General features: G+C 44.7%; 19 protein-coding genes. 16 read left to right on the top strand and 3 right to left on the bottom strand.

The features are described from left to right. Nucleotides 1-98: 98 nt before the first annotated feature. The gene (locus GVO62_RS19330) at nucleotides 99-263 is read left to right on the top strand and encodes a hypothetical protein (protein ID WP_173359499.1); all 165 of its coding nucleotides are present in this window, start codon (nucleotides 99-101) and stop codon (nucleotides 261-263) included. A gap of 99 nt (nucleotides 264-362) precedes the next feature. Here GVO62_RS19330 and GVO62_RS05470 read toward each other — a convergent pair whose 3' ends face one another. From GVO62_RS05470 to fadI, 3 genes are all read right to left on the bottom strand, one after another. After that, entirely contained in the window at nucleotides 363-560 is a 198-nt protein-coding gene (locus tag GVO62_RS05470; protein WP_159118077.1) for a hypothetical protein, read from the bottom strand. A gap of 207 nt (nucleotides 561-767) precedes the next feature. Next, nucleotides 768-2,909, bottom strand: a complete 2,142-nt coding sequence (gene fadJ, locus GVO62_RS05475) for a fatty acid oxidation complex subunit alpha FadJ (RefSeq protein ID WP_159118078.1) — start codon at nucleotides 2,907-2,909, stop codon at nucleotides 768-770. 19 nt (nucleotides 2,910-2,928) lie between these two features. After that, nucleotides 2,929-4,239, bottom strand: a complete 1,311-nt coding sequence (gene fadI / locus GVO62_RS05480) for an acetyl-CoA C-acyltransferase FadI (protein WP_120960201.1) — start codon at nucleotides 4,237-4,239, stop codon at nucleotides 2,929-2,931. A 408-nt stretch (nucleotides 4,240-4,647) separates the two neighbouring features. On the opposite strand from fadI, the gene GVO62_RS05485 reads away from it, so the two are divergent. From GVO62_RS05485 to cysN, 15 genes are all read left to right on the top strand, one after another. Continuing rightward, nucleotides 4,648-5,604 carry an AAA family ATPase gene (locus GVO62_RS05485; protein WP_159118079.1) on the top strand — a complete coding sequence of 319 codons (957 nt, stop codon included), beginning with the start codon at nucleotides 4,648-4,650 and terminating at the stop codon, nucleotides 5,602-5,604. A 3-nt stretch (nucleotides 5,605-5,607) separates the two neighbouring features. After that, entirely contained in the window at nucleotides 5,608-6,582 is a 975-nt protein-coding gene (locus GVO62_RS05490) for a DUF58 domain-containing protein (RefSeq protein ID WP_159118080.1), read from the top strand. Then, nucleotides 6,582-7,235 carry a DUF4381 domain-containing protein gene (locus GVO62_RS05495; protein WP_159118081.1) on the top strand — a complete coding sequence of 218 codons (654 nt, stop codon included), beginning with the start codon at nucleotides 6,582-6,584 and terminating at the stop codon, nucleotides 7,233-7,235. Before GVO62_RS05490 ends, GVO62_RS05495 begins: the two co-directional genes overlap by 1 nt. Beyond that, nucleotides 7,228-8,277 carry a vWA domain-containing protein gene (locus GVO62_RS05500; RefSeq protein WP_159118082.1) on the top strand — a complete coding sequence of 350 codons (1,050 nt, stop codon included), beginning with the start codon at nucleotides 7,228-7,230 and terminating at the stop codon, nucleotides 8,275-8,277. Before GVO62_RS05495 ends, GVO62_RS05500 begins: the two co-directional genes overlap by 8 nt. Beyond that, nucleotides 8,277-10,292, top strand: a complete 2,016-nt coding sequence (locus tag GVO62_RS05505) for a VWA domain-containing protein (protein WP_159118083.1) — start codon at nucleotides 8,277-8,279, stop codon at nucleotides 10,290-10,292. The genes GVO62_RS05500 and GVO62_RS05505 overlap by 1 nt, the downstream gene beginning before the upstream one ends. After that, nucleotides 10,293-12,119, top strand: coding sequence for a BatD family protein (locus GVO62_RS05510; protein ID WP_159118084.1), 1,827 nt, complete (start codon nucleotides 10,293-10,295; stop codon nucleotides 12,117-12,119). 199 nt (nucleotides 12,120-12,318) lie between these two features. Further along, complete coding sequence (locus tag GVO62_RS05515; protein ID WP_159118085.1) at nucleotides 12,319-14,172, top strand: DUF885 domain-containing protein; 1,854 nt, start codon at nucleotides 12,319-12,321, stop codon at nucleotides 14,170-14,172. A 115-nt stretch (nucleotides 14,173-14,287) separates the two neighbouring features. Next, a complete protein-coding gene (locus GVO62_RS05520) occupies nucleotides 14,288-14,845 on the top strand; it encodes a sigma-70 family RNA polymerase sigma factor (RefSeq protein WP_159118086.1) in 558 nt (185 codons plus the stop codon). Continuing rightward, complete coding sequence (locus GVO62_RS05525; protein WP_159118087.1) at nucleotides 14,838-15,542, top strand: DUF3379 family protein; 705 nt, start codon at nucleotides 14,838-14,840, stop codon at nucleotides 15,540-15,542. Before GVO62_RS05520 ends, GVO62_RS05525 begins: the two co-directional genes overlap by 8 nt. Before the next feature lie 194 nt (nucleotides 15,543-15,736). Beyond that, complete coding sequence (locus GVO62_RS05530) at nucleotides 15,737-17,698, top strand: GGDEF domain-containing protein (protein ID WP_159118088.1); 1,962 nt, start codon at nucleotides 15,737-15,739, stop codon at nucleotides 17,696-17,698. A gap of 116 nt (nucleotides 17,699-17,814) precedes the next feature. Beyond that, on the top strand, nucleotides 17,815-19,320 hold the full coding sequence (gene putP / locus GVO62_RS05535; protein ID WP_159118089.1) for a sodium/proline symporter PutP: 1,506 nt from the start codon (nucleotides 17,815-17,817) through the stop codon (nucleotides 19,318-19,320). Nucleotides 19,321-19,584: 264 nt separating this feature from the next. Continuing rightward, a complete protein-coding gene (cysD, locus tag GVO62_RS05540; RefSeq protein ID WP_159118090.1) occupies nucleotides 19,585-20,499 on the top strand; it encodes a sulfate adenylyltransferase subunit CysD in 915 nt (304 codons plus the stop codon). After that, nucleotides 20,499-21,095, top strand: coding sequence for an adenylyl-sulfate kinase (gene cysC / locus GVO62_RS05545; protein ID WP_049585841.1), 597 nt, complete (start codon nucleotides 20,499-20,501; stop codon nucleotides 21,093-21,095). The genes cysD and cysC overlap by 1 nt, the downstream gene beginning before the upstream one ends. Continuing rightward, entirely contained in the window at nucleotides 21,095-21,886 is a 792-nt protein-coding gene (gene cysQ / locus GVO62_RS05550; RefSeq protein ID WP_159118091.1) for a 3'(2'),5'-bisphosphate nucleotidase CysQ, read from the top strand. Before cysC ends, cysQ begins: the two co-directional genes overlap by 1 nt. Nucleotide 21,887: 1 nt before the next feature. Further along, nucleotides 21,888-23,303 (top strand): sulfate adenylyltransferase subunit CysN, encoded by a 1,416-nt coding sequence (cysN, locus tag GVO62_RS05555; protein WP_159118092.1) that lies wholly within the window; start codon nucleotides 21,888-21,890, stop codon nucleotides 23,301-23,303. The last annotated feature ends 2 nt before the right edge of the window (nucleotides 23,304-23,305 follow it).

Below are 23,305 nucleotides of genomic sequence, written 5' to 3' on the forward strand. Positions count from 1 at the left end.
ATAAAAAAGTGGCACGCAATTAGCAAATATTAATATGTCGATAAAAATATAAAACAATCGGCTTTGTTTGTTCGTTCAAAAAATCAGAGGAAATTAACATGTTAAAAGAGTACGCAGTTGCACTAGTACTTTCTACCGCTACCCCAGTTGCTGCCGACAAACAAGAAGGCGCTAAACAGGCTCCTGAGTCGCAAAAAGAAACCATTACTCAGCCAGAGTATGTTAAACCACATTCAGGCGGTGGTACCGGCGTAGGCTTCTAATTTGAAGTTAAAACGATTTTCAAAAAAAGAGAGTAAATACTCTCTTTTTTTATACCTGTTTCTTGATAAAAGCTTTTCTATCGAGATTATCTACTGGGTCTATGCAGCGATATAAAGGTTATTAAACCCAACCGCGTTGCGCCAATGTACATGACGGGAAATAGAGAACATAGGCAATAACACAGGGCCTAGTACAAAACCTGCAATAGCCCATTTTTTCGCGTTCATTCCCCACTTAAATGCTTCCACGTAAAAGTACAGTGAAAAGATTACGCTTACTACCACCAGTGAAATCACATCGCCCCCATAATTTGACAAAACACAATGACAAAGACTCAATTAGTCAAATATTTGCAATAAGCAGCTGATAAATAGCGACAAGAAATTGACACGTGCATTTTTTAAGCGGGGAGAGTTTACCCAATTTCGAACAATAAACCAGCAGAAATAAGCATTAGATATAAAAAAACCGGGCAAAGCCCGGCTTTTTAACACTTTATAAACTTATTCGTAAAACTTCTGATCGTTTTCAGCCATTTTCACTAACACATCAGCAGGGGTGAATTTTTCACCAACAGCGGTGGCGTAATGATTAAGACGAGCAACCACATGTTTAATACCAAGGGTATCCATATAGCGGAATGGACCGCCAAGAAATGGAGGGAAGCCAATACCGAAAATAGCGCCAATGTCGCCGTCACGGGCACTGCGGATAACGCGTTCATCCAAACAACGCGCCGCTTCGTTAAGCATCATTAAAACGCAGCGCTCTGCCACTTCTTTTTCGCTTAACTTAGCAGAGGGTGATAGCCCCAGTAGTTCGTAGATTGATTCATCCACTTCTTTTCCAGGCTTTTTACCTTCATAAGAATAAAAACCTTTCTGGTTTTTCTTACCCTTTCTGCCATCAGCAAGGACTTTATCGAAAGCGCTTGGCGCAGTGAAACGCTCTCCAAACGCCTCTACAAGGAATGGAATAATCTTAGTACCAACGTCAATGCCTACTTCGTCAAGAAGTTTAACCGGACCTACTGGGAAGCCAAACTTGACCAAAGATTTATCGATATGCTCAATTGGCTCACCGTCAAGAATAAGGTTAGCTGCTTCATTCATGTAAGGCGCTAATATACGGTTAACGTAAAAGCCTGCGCCGTCTTTAACAACCACCGGCGTTTTTCCTTGCTTCTTAGCAAACTCAACCGTAGACGAAATAACTTGATCAGAGGTTTTTTCGTGAGCAATAACTTCCGCTAATGGCATTTTGTCTACTGGCGAGAAGTAATGCAGGCCAATCACGTTTTCAGGGCGAGCCGCTCTAGCTGCAATTTGTGTAATTGGAATAGACGATGTATTCGACGCAAAGATTGTGCTTTCTTTACAGTTCTCTTCAATATCCGCCACCATCTTTTGCTTGAGCTCTAAATCTTCGAATACCGCTTCAACTACGATGTCGGTATCTTGATAGCCACTATAGTCAAGCGTACCAGTGAGAAGCGCTAACTGCTTCTGCATTTCGCTATTACGCATGAAACGCTTCTTCACCTTTTTGTTCAAGATGTCATAGCTGTACTTCATTGCGTTAGCTATGCCCTCAGCACGTACGTCTTTAATACGCACGGGAACACCAGCTTTCGTCGACGTTACATAGGCGATACCACCGCCCATTAAGCCGCCTCCTAGCACACCAACTTTCTTCATTTTTTCAGGTTTAACGCCCTCAACGCCATTTTCTTTCTTCATTTCAGTAGTCGCGAAGAAAATTTGACGAAGCTGGAACGATTCAGGCGTCATGACAAGCTTTCCAAAGGCTTCAGCTTCCGCTTTAAGCCCCGCTTTCATGCCTTCATTCATGCCTGTTTCAATAACATCGATAATATAGCCTGGTGCGGGATAGTTGCCCTTGGTCTTTGCAAACGTTGCTTCACGGGCTTTTTTGAACATCATGTTGCGGCCAGCGCCAGTTTTTTCCAACATTTTGTCCATAACGCTCTTCTGAGGCGCGTCGCGCTCAGGTTTGCGTTTAAGCGCAAACTGTTCTGCTACTTTTAGCAATACAGTCTGTGGTACAACTTCATCAACAATACCGTATTTTTTAGCTTGCTTCGCTCGCGCCGGAGAGCCTGTCAGCATCATTTTCATTGCTTGCTGAATACCAATTAAGCGAGGAAGACGCTGTGTGCCGCCACTACCCGGTAGTAATCCAAGCTGAACTTCAGGTAAACCTACCTGCGTACTTGGTGAATCGGTACATACGCGATAGTGACATGCAAGCGCGAGCTCTAAACCACCACCTAACGCAGGGCCGTGAATAGCCGCTACGAAGGTCGCCTTCATGTTCTCAATTCTATCGAAAATGGCTTGACCGCCAGCGGCAATAGTTGTTGCATCTTCAGCGGTTTTACAGGCGGCTAGCATGGTAATGTCAGCGCCAGCTACAAATGAACTTGGCTTGCCGCTCGTCAGCACAACACCTTTAATGCTGCTGTCACGCTCAATGTCGTCAAGCATGGCTGAAATTTCATCGCCAAACTCTGCTTTAAGCGTATTCATGGATTCACCAGGTACATCCATGCTTAGAATTGCGACGCCATTATCCTGCTTGGTAAGCGTAAATGCGCCTGAGGTTGGCTGAACTTCATTTGTCATTTCTTGTTCCTGACTCATCTTATTCTGTCTCCACAATCATAGCCGCACCAAGACCACCCGCAGCACATGCAGTTAATAAACCTGTACCACCGCCACGGCGGTTTAACTCGTTAAGCATTTGCGTGATCATACGTGTACCAGTTGCAGCGAACGGGTGACCGTAGGCAATTGAACTACCCATTACGTTGAATTTGTCCATATCAATTTCGCCAGTCGCTTTGTCGCGGCCTAGTTTCTCTTTGGCGAACTTGTCGCTTGCAAACATTTTAACGTTCGCTAACGTTTGTGCTGCAAATGCCTCGTGCATTTCGATAAGCGTTAGATCATTTAGGGTCATGCCTGCACGATCTAGGGCGATTGGTGTAGCATAAGAAGGCCCCATCAGCATGTCTTCCCACACATCGATTGCTGAGAACGCGTAGCTCTTAATGTAGCCCAACGGCGTATAACCGAGTTCTTTTGCGCGGCTCTCTGTCATCATCAATACCGCTGAAGCACCATCGGTAAGTGGTGTTGCGTTTGCTGCTGTAACAGAGCCATACTTTTTATCAAACACTGGACGAAGTTTCGCGTAACCTTCAAGTTTTGAATCGAAACGTACGTTGTTGTCGCGCTCAAGGGCACCTTTATATGGTTCAGCATAAGCGGTCATGACTTCGCCAGACAGTTTACCTGCTTCCCAACTTTCAGCCGCAAGACTGTGTGAGCGATGTGCGAGTTTGTCTTGTTCTTCCCGAGAAATTTGATGAGTTTTCGCCATTTGCTCTGCCGTTTGCCCCATCGACAATCCCGTAGAATACTCGGCTACTGCTGGTGGAACCGGCGCTAAATCTTTCAGGCTCAAACGTTTGAAAATATTAAGTTTTTGACCAAGAGTTTTGGTTTTTTGTAAGTCAACTAACGCACGCGCAAGGTTTTTTGATACGCCAATAGGTGAGACTGACGTTGAGTCTGCGCCACCGGCAATACCCACTTGAACCGTGCCAGCCATCATACTTTCAGCAATATTGACCGTTGATTGGAAACTGGTCGCACAAGCTCGTGATACGCTATAGGCATCAGTGTGAACATTCATACCGGTACCAAGTACAATTTCACGTGCGATATTTGGGGCTTCAGGCATTTGAACAACTTGACCATAAACAACCTGGTCAACCCATTCCTTCTGAACACCGTGACGCACGAGCAGTTCGTTCACAACCATTTTGCCTAAATCTACAGCCGGCACGCCGTGAAAATATGTCGCCATTTTAGCAAACGGAGTACGCAACCCCGCGACAATGGCGATGCGATCACCCTCTCGGGTAGTAACTGATTGTTTTGTAGCCATAATGCACCTAAATTGATGACCTACTTTAAAATTAGCGCTATGCCTTTCAAGTGGTCTGACCTGTAATAGTTACGATTTTTACAAACTATGAACAAAATAGCAAATAATGCGGATAGAAGAACAAAATAAATGCCCTAAAGTTATTACCGCGACTGGTGCCATGCTTAATGTCGGCCCGTTGCTTACAAGCATAACCAAATATCGTGTTATTAATACCGTTAAACGACTTGAAGAAAGTTACAATGAACCTTATATGGAAATGAAAGTCTGTTTTGTGTCATTGTGACGTAAACCTAAGGTTTAAATAATCTAGTCATGGCATAAGCGATCACTTTAAAGTCATCTGTTTACGTCGCCGTCGCACTGACACATCCCAATAACGAGAACTCAAACGGAAATTTTTGCATTATGGCAGCAGCGCAATTTCAACAGTTACACGCTTACTTAGACCAACAAATCATTGGTCAACACGCGTTAACAAAAAGCCTTCTTATCGCTCTTTTGGCCGACGGTCACTTGCTTGTTGAGGGACCTCCAGGACTTGCTAAAACTCGCGCAATCAATGCACTTGCTAATGGTATTGACGGTGATTTTCACCGTGTGCAGTTCACCCCTGACCTATTACCAGCAGATTTAACCGGTACGGATATCTATCGACCTGAGACGGGTGAATTTGTATTCCAGAAAGGCCCGCTCTTTCACAATTTAGTGTTGGCCGATGAAATAAACCGTGCCCCAGCAAAAGTGCAGTCGGCGCTATTAGAGGCCATGGCCGAACGCCAAATTACGGTAGGGAGCAAAACCTATCCTTTGCCACCACTGTTTTTAGTTATGGCAACGCAAAATCCACTAGAGCAAGAAGGGACTTATCCTCTGCCAGAGGCCCAATTAGATCGTTTTTTAATGCATGTTGATATTGATTATCCAGGCGCGGAAACAGAACTAGAAATTCTACGTTTAACACGCGGTGAAGCCCTGTCAGAGCCACCGGTAACACCACCTACGCTCACACAGGACGATATTTTTACGGCCCGTAAGGAAGCCTTATCGCTTTATATGGCTCCAGAATTAGAACAGTATTTAGTTCAGCTTATTATGGCGACCCGCCAACCAGCAAACTTCGATGCTGATTTAGGCCAGTGGATTGCAATGGGAACAAGCCCTCGCGCCACCATTAGTTTAGACCGATGCGCACGCGCTCACGCATGGCTAAGCGGCAGAGATTTTGTCGGACCAGATGACATTCAGGCTGTTGTACATAACGTTCTTCGCCACCGCATTATTTTGTCTTATCAAGCTGAAGCCGAAGGTGTAACAATCAACGATGTGCTAGATAAGATTGTCGCTACAGTCGCAGTTCCATAAGCTATGGAAAATGTGAAGTCGCAGCTAATTAAGCTGCAAAGCAACGGCGTCACCCTGTCAACAGCTGAGCTTCTTCGCTATCAGCAGTTATCTAAACTCTTTAGTTTAGCGCCCAAACGCATGCCTCAAGCCAAGCTTGCAGGAAGCTACCTTACTAAACACAAAGGGCGCGGAATGGAGTTTGACGAGGCGCGACATTACCAACCTGGCGATGATATTCGCGCCATTGATTGGCGCGTGACCGCGCGCACAGGGAAGACACACACTAAGGTGTATCGCGAAGAGCGAGAACGCCCTGTGTTTTTGTTTTGCGATTACTTACCCTCAATGGCCTTCGGAACGCAATTGTTAACGAAAGCAGTCCAAGCCGCTCATGTGTCTTCCTTAATTAGTTGGTCTGCTGCCGCTCGCGGAGATAAAGTTGGTGCGTTAGTTTTTAATCAGCAGCAGCATAAAGAAATCAAACCTCTCACGCGTAAAAAGGCCGTACTGCACGTATGCCATGAACTCATGTCCCTTCATGAGCAAAGCACGCAATATATGCCAGATAAAGCTCGTGATGAAAAAGCTTTTGCCGATGCTTGCGCTCGCGCTAGACGCTTAGCCAGACCAGGAAGCCTAGTTTACTTAGTGTCTGACTTTCAGCATCTTGGCACTCAAGCTATTCAACACTTAAGCCATATAACAAGGCATTGTGAAGTTAGAGCCATAGTGGTCAACGACCCCATAGAGCACGCTTTACCAAACACATCGTCGCTTCAAACGGTAAGTGTTTCAGACGGGAAAAATCAGCAGCGCTGGGTTTTAGGCGACAGTAAAGAGCAAGATCAATACAAGCAATGGCGTGACGACCATAACCGTACAATTTATGAAATGCTAAGAAAAAATAATATCGCTCGTTTCAGTGTCTCAGCCGGGCTTCCCTTAGATGATCAGCTTCAAAGTATGCAACAAGAAAAACGATTGGAGCTGAATTGATGCAAAACAGCAGTATTCCGTTAAACGCTACACAAACTATGCAGTTACCTAATCAGCAACCTCTACAAATGCAGCAGCAAGATCCACTCGCTCAGCTTAGAGATATCCACGTTCCTAACGACGTCAGTGCTTGGCCGCTAGATTGGGGGTGGTGGTTACTTACTGTTTTAGTTGTCATCACAATTTTCGGCCTGTACAAAACGCTTTCAGCTTACCTGCGTCATAACAAGCCGCGAAAGCAAGCTTTAGCACTTCTCGAGTCCGTTTCAGCACAACAGAATAATTGGCCCATAGCGCTTAATTCCATATTGAAGCGCGCAGCAATGAGCTACTACCCTACTGAACAAGTAGCTGGTTTATATGGTAAACAGTGGCAAGCGTTTCTAACCTCAGCGCTGAAGAAACGTGATAAAAACCTTGAGAGCGATTTAGCACTGTTGGTTAGCAATATTTATCACGCCAACCCAAATTCCAATGATTTTGATGCATGTAAAAACGCGGTAAAACGTTGGCTGTCTAAAGCTCGCTTTCCCAAGAACAAATTAACATTTGACGTGCCTGGCAATGAAGAATTCGAAGGCAGTAATACGCAAGCCGCCTTAAAGAGCGCATCAGCAAACAACAATCAAGCAAAGGAGACTCATCATGCTTAATTTTGCTTGGTGGTGGGTATTTTTTGCGCTCCCCTTGCCTATTATTGTGCGCCTGCTTTCTAAAAAAGCGCAAGACATGCCGATGGCTGCGCTGCGGGTTCCCAGTTTGCGGCCTGGCGAAGTGTCAGAGCAAACTCAATTAAAGCAAACCAAGATACCGCTTGTGGTAAGTAGTTTAATATGGCTACTGCTTGTGACTGCCGCAGCCCGCCCTCAATGGTTGGGCGAGCCCGTGAGCATTCCCAACGAAGGAAGGGAAATGATGCTAGCCGTCGACTTATCAGGCAGTATGAAAATTGATGACATGCAGCTTCAAGGCAGACAAGTAAATCGACTAACCATGACAAAATCTGTGGTTTACGATTTCATTCAGCGTCGCGTGGGCGATAGACTTGGTCTTATTTTATTTGCTGATACCGCATACGTTCAAGCGCCACTAACTTACGACAGAGACACAGTATCTACACTTCTTAGTGAAGCTGTTATTGGTCTAGTGGGCGAGCAAACCGCAATAGGCGATGCTATAGGTTTAGCGGTGAAACGTTTTGATGAGCGTGAAGAGTCAAACAATGTACTGATCCTTCTTACCGACGGACAGAATACAGCAGGTAACATCACGCCAGAGCAAGCCAAAGAGCTCGCTATTAGCAAAGGCGTTAAGGTATACACCATAGGTGTAGGCGCCGACAAAATGCTAATTCAGAGTTTCTTCGGCAGTCGCCAAATAAACCCTTCGCAAGAGCTTGATGAGGGAATGTTGACCGACATCGCAACTTCAACAGGTGGGCAATATTTCAGGGCAAGAAATGCGCAAGAGCTACAGTCCATATACCAACAGCTTGACGCACTTGAGCCAATTGAAGGTGAAACCCGCAAAATGCGCCCATTAAGCGCACTTTTTTACTATCCTCTTGCGGCAGCAATACTCCTATCTGCACTATGGGCATTTTTAACCCTGGCAATTTCGTCATATCGCTGGATAAAACGAAAGCAAAATCCGTTTTCCGCGCATGGTCCAGAATTAACTAAGGAGACGAAATAATGAAACTCGACTTCTTAAACCAATTTCATTTTTTGCGCCCCGAATGGTTTATCGCTTTGATTCCTCTAATGTTGCTGGTGATATTAATAAGAAAAACCACGGCTAAGCAATCGGGATGGCAATCGGTGATCCCCTCTCACTTGTATCAATACATGGTGATTGGAAAAAACGAATTAGGCGCAAAACCGCCTATGTGGATGCTGGCCTTTGTATGGATAATAAGTGTAACTGCGCTAGCTGGACCAACGTGGGAGCGCTTACCTCAACCGGTTTATCAGCTAAAAATGGGACATGTCATTGTTATTGATATGTCGCTATCTATGCGCGCTACCGACATGACGCCTGATCGATTGACCCGAGCTAAGTATAAGGCGATAGACTTGGTCAACGCTATTGGTGAAGGCGAAATGGGTCTTGTCGCTTATGCGGGAGATGCATTTGTTATAAGCCCATTAACCGAAGACGCTGGCAATATCACAACGCTACTTCCCAGTCTTTCACCCGAGATCATGCCAGTGCCAGGCAGCGATCCGCTGTTAGGTATAGAGAGTGCAGCCGAGCTTCTAACCAATGCGGGATATAACTCAGGCATGATCTATTGGATTACTGACGGTATAGAGTTAGAACAACAGCAAGAACTTCAAGAGTATGTGGCATCTATTCCTTTCACTGTAAATGCGCTTACGGTTGGCACGTCTGAAGGCGCTCCCATTCGCCAACAAAGCGGCGAGCTTCTAAAGGATTTTACAGGCAGCATCGTTATACCTAAGTTAAATGAAGGCGCAGTGAAAGGTGTTGTAAAAACGAGCGGCGGACGTTTCGAATCCTTCACATCAAACGACGCCGATATTGAGGCCCTAGCCGCAGTATCGCTACTCGACAAAAACGACGGTGAAGGGGGCGAAGAAGAGAGTAACTTACAAGGTGATCAGTGGAAAGAGGTTGGCCCTTACCTATTACTTTTACTCCTTCCGTTCGCAGCTTTTGCATTTAAACGAGGCCTGTTATTCATTGTGTTGATTGGCGTACTTAGCCCGTCTTTCGTTCAAAACGCTCATGCCTTGCAAAGTTCTCAAGACTTACAAAATGTAGCTGCACAGACATCGTCTGCACCAGCGTCGTCAAGCGGACCTAATCCGCTTTCATGGTGGCAAAAGCCGTTTATGAATGACAATCAGGAAGCATTGAACAGTTACCAAAGAGGTAAGTATAAAGACGCTGTTAACCAGTTTAATGACGAAACGTGGAAGGCCTCATCACTCTATAAATCTGGTGATTATGAAGGTGCGTTGAATGCCTACCAAAACATCCCAGGACCCAACAGCGCTTATAACCAAGGTAATGCACTAGCAAAGCTCGGTAAGCTAGAAGAGGCGATTAAAAAATATGACCAAGCTTTGCGCGAAGCTCCGGATTTTGAAGATGCGAGAACGAACAAGAAAATTATTGAAGATTTGTTGAAACAGCAGCAGAATCAAAACGAGCAGCAGCAAAATCAAGATCAGAACGAGTCAGGTGATAATAGCGAGCAAAATGACTCTCAAAATAGTGACCAAAACAATCAGGATGGGTCAAATGACCAGAGCGGTCAGCAAAACCCTGGAGAGGGCCAACAGTCAGATGAAAATGAAAATCAAGAACAGAGCGCTAATAATGAACAGCAAAATAGCGGTGATGACTCGCAGCAGCCTGATGATTCGAAGATAAATGACGAAAGCAACTCATCAGATTCACAACAACAAAATGCAGAGCAGGATCAGTCTGAGCAAAATGAAAGTGCCCAGCAAAATAGTGGGCAACCGAAAGAGAGCGAGCAACAGTCAGAGCGCGAAGCACAAGCCGCGCAAGGCCAAGCTGAAGAGCTCACTGATGCTGAAAAAGAAGAACTACAGCGAATGGAAAGTTTAATGCGTCGCGTACCAGACGACCCCGCATTTTTGCTTAAACGAAAAATGCAATTAGAAGCACAAAAACGTCAGCGTCAACGTATGCCCTCAAATCGGAGTGATTGGTAGATGAAAGCTTTATTACAATCTACATGTTTTATTTTTATGCTAACCACCTTGTTTAGCGCAGTGGCAAGTACAAACGCATTCGCGGATGTGAACGCAGTGGAAGCCACCATTGATAGAAATCCTGTCATGATAGACGAGGCGATACGCTTAACTATCACTGCAGATGGAAGTGCAGACAGAGATGCATTTGATAGCTCTCCTCTGTTAAAAGACTTTGTAGTTGGCAGGACGTCTGTTAGCAGCCAAACGTCTATCGTTAATTTTGACACTAAACGCACCACCGTCTGGACCACCACACTTTTTCCTCGAAAGGAAGGCACGTTTACCATACCTTCACTTACCGTCGAGGGTAAGTCTACTAAGGCCATTCAGGTGAAAGTTATTCCGGTTCAAGAACAAAGCAATGTGGCCCGTGATTATTTCGTCACCACAGACATCGATATAAAAGAAGCCTACTTAAATCAACAGTTGCTTTACACCGTTAAACTTTTTCTCTCAAGTAATATTGAACGGGGCAGCCTTCAAGCACCCGAAATGCAAAATGCCGAAATTAAACAACTAGGTGACGATAAGCAGTACACCGACATTGTTAATGGACGGCGTTATCAGATCATTGAACGTCAATTCGCTGTCGTCCCTCAGGCATCTGGTGAATTCACCCTAAGAGGCCCTATCTTTACTGGAGAAGTGATGGCGGCTAACACTAATCAGCGGTTTGGCTTTTTTAACAGAACGCAACAAATTAATCGGGTTGGGCCTGATATCACGGTGAACATTAAACCGATTCCTCAGGGAATTGATTATCCATGGCTGCCCTCTGAAATGGTAAGAGTGGATGAAGAGTGGCCACAGGGAGATACCTTTGTTGCAGGAGAGCCAGTAACCCGAATCGTTACGCTAACTGCGCTAGGTGTGGTAGAAGAACAGCTTCCGGATATTCCTGAGTTTTATCCGCCAAACTTTAAATTATACCCAGACCAGTCGAATACGACGACAGTGGAAAAGGACCAAAGCCTTATCTCCCAGCGTCAAACGTCGTTGGCCATCATCCCTACCCAAGCGGGTAACTTTGTATTACCCGAAATTACTATTCCTTGGTTCAATACCCTTACTCAACAAACCGAGTATGCCACCATTCCTGCTCGCTCAATTACGGTAGCGCCAGCAAGTGGCGTAAATAAGGGTAATGCGGCGAACGCGAACACCCCAGTATCGAGCAGTACAACGGTAGAGAATGTTCCAAACGATGTACCTTCAACTGCAGCGCAATCTTCTGCCGACGCTGACAATAACACTAACGCATCAAATAATGCTTCAGATGACGCCAATACTAATAAGATTGCGCCCTTATATTGGGCTGTGACCGGCGTATTCATCGCGCTGTTCGTTATTGCGCTTGCGGGATGGCTATACACTTACAGAAAGCTTAAGCAATCGCGAACGTTTGGGCAAAACAGCAGTGTTAAACATGGTGTACCGGGCTCGCATGCTTTAACTAGTTTCGATGAAAAAGCTCAATATCAAAATCTTATGTCAGTGATAAAGGCAAAGGATATACGTTCATTATCCCCCTCTCTTAAGCAGTGGATAAATGCGTTAACTGCAGGTAATGTCAAACATTCACAGTTTGAAAGTATTAATCGTATAGTTAATGAGTTGTACGCACTGCGTTTTTCAGCCAATAAATCTGATGCTAGCGTACAAACCAAACAAATAACGAAGGTTTTGGAAGAACTTTCGAATGAAGTTAAGCGCACTCGTAACGAATGGAAGCGAAAAGACGCGAGTGACAATCACACGCTATCTAACCTATATCCTGCTTCATAAAACGCATTTCATTTGCTAATGGATTAGAATTTGCGTTATCAAAGCCCTTGCACTTTGCCATGTCGCAATGGCAAGGGTTTTGTTGATACGATGCCTGTATTCGATAAACAGCTAGGGCCGTATTGCCCTCAAAAGGTGTATTAACCGTAAAAGTCCTAGCCGATAAAAATAATCAATTAAACGCGACGGGGAATGAATAATGAAAAAAACACTTTTAAAGCTAACGCCAATAGCGCTAGCTATTACAACGCTTGCGGCATGCTCACCAGCAACGGAAACAGCCAATAACGCACCAGAGCCAATAAAAACAGAAAAGCCAGCTGGACAGTCTGAGTCAGAGCGTCTTAATGCGTTCTTTGAGCGCACCTTTGAAGAAGACCTAAAACGCTCCCCCCTATTCCAAAGCTACCTCGGTAAAAAGTGGGACTACGACAAATGGGATGACATCAGCGATGAAGAGGCCGATACCCGCGTTGCTATTGCCAAGAACCGACTTGAGAAACTAAATAGCTTCGACACAAGCAAATTGAGTGAGCAAGAAAAACTGAGCTTGCGTCTATACAAACTTGGCATAGAGCGCGATTTAGCTAACGACGAATTCAGACATCACCGCTATATTGTTCACCAATTCCGCGCTGCACATACTCAAGTGCCAAGCTTCCTTATCAATATTCACAGCGTAAAGAGTAAAGAAGACGCCCAAGCGTATATTGGTCGTCTGGATAATGTCCGCACGTACTTCGATCAAGTTATCGAACAAATGAAAGTACGCGAAAAAGCTGGCGTATTTCCTCCAGCATGGGCCTACGACCAAATGATTGATGCGTCCAAGAATGTAATTACGGGTGCACCTTTTGATTCTAGTGAAACGCCTTCTACATTATGGGAGGACTTTCAAAATAAAGTTAGCAAACTAGATATAACTGACGCTGAGAAAACCACTTTACTTGGTGAAGCCAAAGCCGCTTTGGTAACATCAGTCATGCCGTCGTACGAGAAGTTTATCGAAGAACTGGTACATCAGCGTGAAGTAACACCAGAAGGCGATGGTGTGTGGCGTTTGCCTAACGGTGATGCATGGTATCAGAACCGCCTCAACTGGTTTACCACCACTGACCTGACTGCAGATCAAGTACATCAGATAGGTCTAGATAATGTAGAGCGCATACACAGTGCGATGCGCGACATCATGAAACAAGTAAAGTTTGAAGGTACTCTTCAAGAGTTTTTTGTGTTCATGCGTGAAGACGATCAATTCTACTTACCTTCTACAGCCGAAGGCAGACAGCAATACCTTGATATGGCGAAAACCGCTATAGATGACATGCGGGACGCTATTCCTGAGTACTTCGGCATTCTTCCAGAAGCGCCAATGATCGTTAAACGCGTTGAAGCCTTTCGCGAACAGTCTGCGGGCAAAGCGTTTTATCAAAGCCCAGCCCAAGATGGCAGCCGCCCCGGTATTTATTACGCCAACCTTTATGATATGAAAGCTATGCCAACATATCAGCTAGAGGCACTAGCGTATCATGAAGGTATTCCTGGCCATCACATGCAGCGTGCAATTGCACAAGAGTTAGACGGTGTTCCTCAATTTCAGAAGTTTTTAAGTTTTACGGCCTACACGGAAGGTTGGGGGTTATATACCGAAGAGTTGGCAAAAGACATGGGATTTTATCAAGACCCCTACTCCGACTTTGGTCGTTTAGCCATGGAGCTCTGGCGCGCCTGCCGCTTGGTTGTAGATACGGGCATTCATGCGAAAAAGTGGTCCCGTGAAAAAGCGGTAGATTATCTTATTGAAAACACACCAAACCCTGAATATGACGCGCAAAAAGCTATAGAACGCTATATCGCCATGCCGGGTCAAGCCACTGCTTACATGATTGGTAAACTTAAAATCATGGAGCTTCGAGAAATGGCGCAGAACGAACTTGGCGACAAGTTTGATTGGAAAGGTTTCCATGATGAAGTGTTAAAATATGGCCCTGTTCCGCTTTCTATTTTAGAAGAAAATATAAATGCTTGGATTGCTTCACAAAAAGGTGTCTAGCAAAAACGACTGAGTGATCCGCTCACTAACGTTATGATAAAAACGCGTCTTTCGGCTAAAGAAATGGCGCGTTTTTTATGCCATAGTAAAAAAGTTTAAGATTTTGGATTTTTTTATGTTTAGTCGAAATAAATTCGATAGTGGTCAGGTCTTATCGGGTATGAAAGCAAAACACCAAAGATATGAAGCACTGGTAAAGGCATTTCACGCCGACATATACCGCTATGCATTCTGGCTTATTAAAGACCAGAGCATTGCCGAAGATGTTGTACAGGAAACCTTTCTGCGTGCTTGGCGCTCACTCGATGCCCTTAATGATGAAAAGGCGGCGAAGTCATGGCTGATTACCATTCTTCGCCGCGAGAACGCCCGTCGGTTTGAGCGAAAGCAATTCGATACGGTGGATATTGACGATTGCCATATACAAGATGACACCCAGCACGCAGACGGCGATTTGAGAGACAGAGAACTTCAGCGACTGATGGGTGGATTGAGCATTGAGTATCGCGAGCCCTTAATCCTTCAACTCATCTTTGGGTTTAGTGGTGAAGAGATTGCTAATCAATTAGGACTCAATAAAAACACGGTAATGACGCGTTTGTTTAGGGCGAGAAATCAGCTGAAAGAGGCATTAGAGAAACAAAATGAACAGAGAGGTCGTGTAAATGGATGAGTTAGAGTTTAGGCGTCGAATCTACGCCGATCCAGAAACGACTGACAGTGATGTTGTAGAGGCGGCAAAGGAAGATGAAAGCAAACGGAATTTCTGGAATGAACAGAAGCAGCTAGATAAGCAACTAAAGCAAGCGCTTAAAGTCGACGTACCAGAGGATCTTGCAAGCAAGCTTATTTGGCAACAATCGACTGACGAATTCAATCGCTACAAGCGCAGAAGCAGGTGGTATTTGGCTATGGCTGCGTCGGTTGCTTTTACCGTGGGTATTGCCCTTACCATGTGGTACCACCAACCGCTTAGTATAGGCGGTCAAGCACTTGCTCACATGCAGTACGCTGAAATGGAGCATGCTCACTCTTTGCTTCCAGTTGACTTAAATATGGTTAATGCAAAGCTAGCAAGCTTTGGTGGTAGTTTTAGCGAAATGTTAGACGGTGTAGAAGTTGCAAACTACTGTCACTTGAGCACGGTTAGAAGTCTTCACCTCATTGTTGATACGCCACAAGGTAAAATGTCTATATTTGTGGTGCCGGAACGAGGCGACGTTAGCGTACCGAGTAGGTTCGGGGATAGCCAATATCACGGCGAGAGCATTAAGATGCAGCGCGCAAACGTTATGATTGTTGGTGACAAAAACGCGGATCTTAGCGAAATGAAAAAAGCCATTTCGGAAAGGATGCAGTTTTCAGCTTAACGCTTTTATGGGGCGTTCCAAAAAAACTGTTCTCCTTATTCCTTCTCTTCTTCGGCCTATTGTGGCCGATTTTTTTTGCCCAAATTTAAGATGAAACTCACGCTTATAAAACTTATAATTACTACCTTATTAAAACACTTGTTTTAAATTACAACAATATTCCGCTTATCCGCAGTATAGAGGTAGCAATTACAATGAGCGCTTGGTATCGCTTTACAAGGCTAATGGTTTGGCTACTCCCTATTATATTTCTAGCGCCCTTTTTTTGCGCATCGCAAGTCGCAGACCCGAGCCAATTACGATTAGACAAGCTAAACAAATATAGTCACCTCGCCGCTGTAGCTATTTATAATTGGAATTCAACGACCGACATCGACAACGCCCAGATCGTGTCGATGATTGAGAAATTAAATATTCAAAATGATGATACCAGTGAAGGCATTATCTTTAGACACATACTTGCAACCGCCACTGCCAACGAGACTGAAAAACCGAGAATTCCAGTTTATGTAAAATACCCTCTATTAAAAAAGCATTGGGATGAACTGAAAGAAATGAATGCAGAATTGTTCTCTGCTTCAAAGGCCTACTACATTTATGCCAGAGCAATAAATGATTTCGACCGTTCACACGAACGGTTTGGTGTAACCGTACCCTTACTAAGAAATTTAAAAATAGAAGCGTTAGATACCGGAAATAGAACGGCCACCGCAATAGCCAGTATTTGGTTAGCGATGGAGCTTACCTTAGAAAGCCCAATACAAGCAATTAATGAGATAGAATATGCGCTTGCTTATTTACCAACGCGTTCATCAACTCTTACCCTAGAAAATGCACTAGACAGCGCTACCGCTCATCAGTGGCTTAGACACATGTATACCGAGCTATCGGTTCCAAGTAAAGCTCACTTTCATTCTATGAAAATTATAGATGAGAGGAATCAAAGCGACGAATTTATAACATGGGCTTATTTTACCGCGGTTGACTCTTTACTACTTCAGAGCAACTTTAAAGACGCGTTGTCGACTTCTGACAACGCTCTGAGTTATGCAAACAATAGAGACTCGGAACATGAAGTTTTTTTGACTTTATACCAAAGGTTACGAGTGTTGTTACTCGGCTTTAGACAAACTCATGAAAGCGATATAAGAGATATAATCAGAACACTGGATGCGACAGAAATAAAGAAAATTGAAGCCAAGTCGAAAGAGCTTGCCTATCTCTATCAGTCCTACAAAGCCATTTTTGAGGGCGATAAAAAGCAACTCTCTATAGCTGTCGAAAGATACAAAGAAGAAATGCTGAACACTTTGCATTCGACCGGGTTCAGAGCAGAACACCTTCTAAGAAAAGAACTCGAACTTACTAGAATTTACGATGCTGCGGGCGATTATAAAAAAGCCTATGAGCATTCAAAAGCGTACGACCAGATTCTCTTTGAAAAGAATACCGAGCAGTTCAAATTTTCCTCTTCATCATTTACTGACGGGATCGCAAAAGATATTGAGCTTGCGCATTATCGGCAGAAAGAACTCGCTAGTTTACGGGAGCAGAAAGAGGGTCTTTCTACCGACAAAGAAGCCATGAAAACAACCATATTCGTGTTGTTGCTAACCATATTGCTCATCCTTGTCCTATGGCTCTGGGTCGCTAAAAAACAGAGCGATTTACTCGCTGAACGGGACTCGCTCACTGGCGCCCTCACCCGCCGAGCTATGTTAAACAGTTTGAAAAAGTCACTTAAAAGCAACAAGACCTCAAGTATTGCGCTATTGGACGTAGATAACTTTAAGAAGATTAACGACAGATACGGTCATGCTGTCGGTGATGAAGTGCTAACGACAATAACCCAAATTATCAAGAATAGAATTCGCAAATCTGACAAACTTTGCCGGTACGGAGGCGAAGAGTTTTTAATCTATTTCTCCGACACGGATGAAAAGTCAGCAAAACGGATACTCGATGAACTAAATGTGGCTCTTTCACGCCAAAAACATTGGAACGGTACTGATGAAAAGTTTTGCGTTAGCTTCTCGTCAGGGCTGTTGGATGTGAAAGGAGAAACAAACTTAGACAGAATTATCAAAGCCTGTGACGACTTGCTTTACAAGGCCAAACGCGACGGCCGTGCTCGCGTAGCCTCTTTGTCATTTTAAAATTCTCTCAAACTTTATTTACCTTTAGCCGTATAGAAAACATGCAAGGGCGCTGAATGACGTAGAGACTCTCAGTCATAGGTGTTAGCATGAAAGAAAAAACATAGGGAATTTATATGGCTACAGGCACGATAATCTCGTTGGGTTTATATTTTGTAGTAATGTTAGGGATAGGCCTTTTCGCCTATCGGCAAACAGATACCAACGTAGAAGGCTATATGCTCGGCGGCCGCCAGTTAGGCCCCGCTGTTACTGCTCTCTCAGCAGGCGCATCTGACATGAGCGGATGGATGCTCATGGGTTTACCCGGTGCAATGTATGTATCCGGTTTGTCCGCCGGTTGGATTGCGGTTGGTCTGACATTAGGCGCACTAGCGAATTATATACTGGTAGCACCACGCCTCCGTGTATACACAGAGGTCGCCAATAATTCTATTACGCTTCCCGATTACTTTGAAAACCGATTTGCAGACAATTCTCGTCTACTTCGCGTTATCGCCTCTGTTGTCATCGTCGTTTTTTTCACCCTTTATACATCTTCGGGTGTTGTAGCTGGCGGAAAATTGTTTGAAACATCATTCGGATTAACCTATGAAACGGGGCTGTATGTCACCGCAGGCGTTGTTGTAGCCTACACATTAGTGGGTGGTTTTATGGCGGTAAGCATGACTGACTTCGTTCAAGGCTGTATCATGTTTGTCTCGCTTATTATGGTTCCCGCTGTGGTTATCAGTGAGCTAGGCGGGGTCGGTGCTTCAATCGACGCATTAGACAACATCAACCCGGCACTATTCGATGCCTTTATGGATGCGTCTTCCAACGAAGCATTAACGTTCATAGGTATTGTTTCTCTTATGTCATGGGGCCTAGGCTACTTTGGCCAGCCGCACATTATCGTTCGCTTCATGGCTATCCGTTCAGTCAAAGATATTCCAACTGCAAGAAATATTGGTATGAGTTGGATGATAGTTTCAATTATCGGCGCCTTAATGACAGGCCTGTTTGGTTTGGCTTATGTGACAGGAAACGGCAATGAGATTGATCCCGAGACCGTATTTATCTACCTGTCTCAAATTCTGTTCCACCCGCTCATTGGTGGTTTCTTGCTTGCTGCTATTCTAGCCGCGATCATGAGTACTATTTCATCACAGCTCTTAGTAACGTCGAGCTCATTGACCAGTGACTTTTATCAGGCATTTCTGCGTCGTGATGCGTCAGATGGTGAACTCGTTATCGCAGGCCGCGTTAGCGTGGTAGTTGTAGCGCTTGTTGCTATCTATCTAGCCTACGACCGAGACAGCACTATTTTGACCCTTGTAAGTAATGCGTGGGCAGGTTTTGGCGCTGCCTTTGGTCCACTCGTTTTATTTAGCTTGTTTAAGCGTGAAATGACCCGTCGTGCGGCGTTAGGTGGCATGATAGTTGGGGCGGTAACCGTGTTGCTGTGGATTTATCTTCCAATCGAAGTGGGTGGTCAGAAACTTGGTAACTGGGTATACGAAATTGTGCCCGGGTTTATTTTATCTAGCTTAACCATCATGATTTTAAGTAAATCAGGTACTCCACGAGAAGGTGTAGTTGATACTTTCGATGCGTTTCAAACGAAATTAAACGAAAAGTGAGCTAAAAATTAGCGAAAAATAGCGCTACATTTCGCGAACGCAAAGCCCTGTTTGGTTTCCTAAACAGGGCTTTTTTCTTTTTATAGCCCTGAAAAAAAGTGGCTTATGCTTCAATTGCATGACAGTTTTATTTAATGGAATAAGATAGCTATTTTAAATAGCAAAATCGCATACTACTTTTGAAATTAAATATGTTATCGTTCTATGCAGAAAAATAACCCATATATAACTTTTTTGTATATAACATAAAATTCGGACTTCAAAATGACTGCTAGTATCCCGTCTGTAACGCATTTGAAACAACTCGAAGCCGAGAGTATCCAGATTTTCCGTGAGGTTGCTGCTGAGTTTGAAAACCCAGTTATGCTTTACTCTGTAGGAAAAGACTCTTCTGTACTGCTTCACCTTGCACGCAAGGCGTTCGCGCCAGGCAAAATTCCTTTCCCACTATTGCACGTAGATACCACGTGGAAGTTTGGAGAGATGATTAAGTTCCGTGATGAACAAGCTAAGAAACACGGTTTCGATTTGCTTGTTCATATCAATGAAGAAGGTGTTGAAGCTGGCGTTGGCCCATTTAGCCACGGTTCGGCAAAACACACTGACATCATGAAAACCCAAGCACTTAAGCAAGCGCTGAACAAATATAAGTTCGATGCGGCATTTGGTGGCGCTCGACGCGACGAGGAAAAATCACGTGCCAAAGAACGTGTTTACTCATTCCGCGACAGCAACCACCGCTGGGACCCAAAAAACCAACGTCCAGAGCTTTGGAATATCTATAACTCCCAGGTAAACAAAGGCGAAAGCATTCGTGTATTCCCAATGTCTAACTGGACTGAACTAGATATCTGGCAATACATTTACCTAGAAAATATCGATATCCCTCAACTTTACCTTTCCAAACCTCGCCCGGTTGTTGAGCGTGATGGCGTACTCATTATGGTTGACGACGACCGTATGCCGCTAGAAGAAGGTGAAGTACCAGAGATGCGCTCTGTGCGTTTCCGTACTCTTGGCTGTTACCCACTTACCGGTGCGGTAGAGTCTAAAGCGGCAACCCTACCTGAAGTTATTCAAGAAATGCTACTTACCAAGACGTCTGAACGTCAGGGCCGAGTAATCGACCATGACAGCGCAGGCTCTATGGAGAAGAAGAAAATGGAAGGGTACTTCTAATGGCCACCGACAACGTTGTTTGGCATAAACACGAAGTAAACAAGACCACCCGCTCTGAAAAGCTTGGTCAAACGCCTCGTGTATTCTGGCTAACGGGTTTAAGCGGCTCTGGTAAATCGACATTAGCAAACCTGCTTGAGAAAAAGCTTCACGAGCAGAACAAGCACACCTATCTGCTTGACGGCGACAACGTGCGCCACGGTCTGTGTGGCGATTTAGGTTTTAGCGATAAAGATCGCGTTGAAAACATTCGCCGCATTAGCGAAGTCGCTAAACTGTTTGTCGATGCAGGTACCATTGTGCTTACCGCTTTTATCTCGCCTTTCAAAGCCGACCGCGATTACTGCCGCAGCTTAATGGAAGACGGAGAGTTTGTAGAAGTGTTTGTCGATACACCTCTTGAAGTGTGTGAAAAACGCGATCCAAAAGGGCTATACAAGAAAGCGCGCAGTGGTGAAATTAAGGACTTTACAGGTATTGATTCAGCCTATGAAGCGCCAGAAGCGCCGGAAGTACACTTAACTTATCAGGATGAACCAGCAGAGCAAACCGCTGAGCGATTGTATGCTTTGCTTCAAGAAAAGGGATTGGTGTAATGACACAGCCTTTAAATAGTCTTGCACAAACAGTGCTAGCTATCGCCAAAGAAGCCGGCGATAAGATAATGGCGATTTACGAGAAAGACTTCGCCATTTATGAAAAGCAGGATACCAGCCCGCTAACAGAAGCTGACCTTGCCGCACATAACGTCATCGTTAACGCCCTTGAAGCTGAATCTGACCTGCCGATTCTTTCTGAAGAGTCAGCAGATATTTCATGGGAAGAGCGCAAAACGTGGTCGTCATACTGGCTGGTAGACCCGCTAGACGGCACTAAAGAATTTATTAAGAAAAACGGTGAGTTTACGGTAAATATTGCACTTATCGAAAACGGTAAGCCGACCATGGGTGTGGTTTACGCGCCAGCACTAAACAAAAGCTATGTAGGCATTGTAGGTGAAGGTGCATGGACCGAAGTGAATGGCGAATTCACCGCTATTTCTGCACGCAAGCACAATGGTGCCGAAGTGTGGAAAGTGGTAGGTAGTCGTTCTCACCAAAGCCCTGAAATTCAGAATTTATTGGCGCAGCTTGAAGGTGAAACCGAGCTTGTGGCGATGGGCAGCTCACTGAAGCTTTGCTTAGTGGCTGAGGGCGAAGCGCATCTTTACCCTCGTTTAGGCCCAACATCTGAATGGGATACAGGTGCAGCGCACGCCGTTGCACTAGCGGCAGGTGCAAACGTAACCGTACTTGACCCTGAAAATCCATTAGATGACAACGCTGACGCTCTTACGTACAACCAAAAAGAGTCTGTGTTAAACCCCTTTTTCCTTGTGAGCGCATAACATGAACAATGAAAACGAATTATTAAGACAGGATATTCTGTCTTACCTAGAGCAACACGAAAAGAAAGATATGCTACGTTTCCTAACCTGCGGTAGCGTAGACGATGGTAAAAGTACCCTAATTGGTCGCTTACTTCACGATTCTAAAATGATCTATGAAGACCAGCTTGCCGCTATCACTAAAGACAGCAAAAAAGTGGGCACTACCGGTGAGAAGGTTGATCTTGCCCTGCTCGTAGACGGTCTTCAGTCAGAGCGTGAGCAAGGTATCACTATCGACGTGGCATACCGCTACTTCTCTACTGACAAGCGTAAGTTTATTATCGCCGATACTCCAGGGCACGAGCAGTACACCCGCAACATGGTAACTGGCGCGTCTACGTGTGACCTTGCTATTATTCTTGTTGATGCTCGTGGCGGTGTTAAAGTTCAAACTAAACGTCACTCGTTCCTGGTATCTCTTTTGGGTATCAAACACGTTATTGTTGCTATCAACAAAATGGATTTGATGGACTATTCAGAAGAAGTGTACAAACAAATACAGGAAGACTACCTGAAGTTTGCTGAACAGCTTGATATTCCTGATATTCAGTTCGTTCCTATTTCTGCCCTTGAAGGCGACAACGTAGTGGGTAAAAGCGAACATACTCCATGGTTTGACGGCACACCATTAATGGAAATGTTGGAAAACATCGAAATCGGTGAAGACGACAACCATGAAGACTTCCGCTTTCCAGTTCAATACGTTAACCGTCCTAACTTAGACTTCCGTGGTTTTGCAGGTACTGTAGTATCTGGCCAAGTTGCACCCGGCGACGAAGTGACGGCACTACCTTCTGGTAAGAAATCAAAGGTGAAGCAAGTCGTTACGTTTGAAGGGGACCAAGAACGCGCTTACGTACCTCAAGCGGTTACGCTGACGCTAGAAGATGAAATTGACATCTCTCGTGGCGATATGATTGTAAAATCAGATAACTTGCCATTGCTAAACACGCAATTTAAATCACACCTTGTTTGGATGTCTGAAGAGCCACTAATGCCAAACAAGCAATACTTGTTTAAGTTTGCGACCAAATCTACACCAGGCGTTGTAGCTCATATCGATAATCAAATTGATGTGAACACGTTGGAAGAAACGGATGCTATGCACCTTAATCTCAATGAGATTGGCGTGGTGGATTTGAAATTTACCCAGCCGGTAGCTTGTGACCCGTATAAGCGCAACCGCCCTACCGGCTCATTCATCGTTATTGATCGTTTGACCAATGGTACAGTGGGTGCAGGTATGGTCATCGACGAAATAGCCGGTGATGCACAGCATACCTCGCCTAACTTCTCTGAGTTTGAGCTTGAATTCAATGCCTTAGTACGTAAGCACTTCCCGCATTGGAACTCTGTGGATATTAGTAAACTATAAGC

Source organism: Alteromonas sp. KUL150 (assembly GCF_009811475.1).
Taxonomy (GTDB): Bacteria; Pseudomonadota; Gammaproteobacteria; order Enterobacterales; family Alteromonadaceae; genus Alteromonas; species Alteromonas gracilis.

Excerpts from the sequence above, each read along its gene's own strand:
- GVO62_RS19330 (WP_173359499.1), top strand. The coding sequence starts at position 99 with ATGTTAAAAGAGTACGCAGTTGCACTAGTACTTTCTACCGCTACCCCA.
- fadJ (WP_159118078.1), bottom strand. The coding sequence starts at position 2,909 with ATGACAAATGAAGTTCAGCCAACCTCAGGCGCATTTACGCTTACCAAG.
- fadI (WP_120960201.1), bottom strand. The coding sequence starts at position 4,239 with ATGGCTACAAAACAATCAGTTACTACCCGAGAGGGTGATCGCATCGCC.
- GVO62_RS05485 (WP_159118079.1), top strand. The coding sequence starts at position 4,648 with ATGGCAGCAGCGCAATTTCAACAGTTACACGCTTACTTAGACCAACAA.
- GVO62_RS05490 (WP_159118080.1), top strand. The coding sequence starts at position 5,608 with ATGGAAAATGTGAAGTCGCAGCTAATTAAGCTGCAAAGCAACGGCGTC.
- GVO62_RS05495 (WP_159118081.1), top strand. The coding sequence starts at position 6,582 with ATGCAAAACAGCAGTATTCCGTTAAACGCTACACAAACTATGCAGTTA.
- GVO62_RS05500 (WP_159118082.1), top strand. The coding sequence starts at position 7,228 with ATGCTTAATTTTGCTTGGTGGTGGGTATTTTTTGCGCTCCCCTTGCCT.
- GVO62_RS05505 (WP_159118083.1), top strand. The coding sequence starts at position 8,277 with ATGAAACTCGACTTCTTAAACCAATTTCATTTTTTGCGCCCCGAATGG.
- GVO62_RS05510 (WP_159118084.1), top strand. The coding sequence starts at position 10,293 with ATGAAAGCTTTATTACAATCTACATGTTTTATTTTTATGCTAACCACC.
- GVO62_RS05515 (WP_159118085.1), top strand. The coding sequence starts at position 12,319 with ATGAAAAAAACACTTTTAAAGCTAACGCCAATAGCGCTAGCTATTACA.
- GVO62_RS05520 (WP_159118086.1), top strand. The coding sequence starts at position 14,288 with ATGTTTAGTCGAAATAAATTCGATAGTGGTCAGGTCTTATCGGGTATG.
- GVO62_RS05525 (WP_159118087.1), top strand. The coding sequence starts at position 14,838 with ATGGATGAGTTAGAGTTTAGGCGTCGAATCTACGCCGATCCAGAAACG.
- GVO62_RS05530 (WP_159118088.1), top strand. The coding sequence starts at position 15,737 with ATGAGCGCTTGGTATCGCTTTACAAGGCTAATGGTTTGGCTACTCCCT.
- putP (WP_159118089.1), top strand. The coding sequence starts at position 17,815 with ATGGCTACAGGCACGATAATCTCGTTGGGTTTATATTTTGTAGTAATG.
- cysD (WP_159118090.1), top strand. The coding sequence starts at position 19,585 with ATGACTGCTAGTATCCCGTCTGTAACGCATTTGAAACAACTCGAAGCC.
- cysC (WP_049585841.1), top strand. The coding sequence starts at position 20,499 with ATGGCCACCGACAACGTTGTTTGGCATAAACACGAAGTAAACAAGACC.
- cysQ (WP_159118091.1), top strand. The coding sequence starts at position 21,095 with ATGACACAGCCTTTAAATAGTCTTGCACAAACAGTGCTAGCTATCGCC.
- cysN (WP_159118092.1), top strand. The coding sequence starts at position 21,888 with ATGAACAATGAAAACGAATTATTAAGACAGGATATTCTGTCTTACCTA.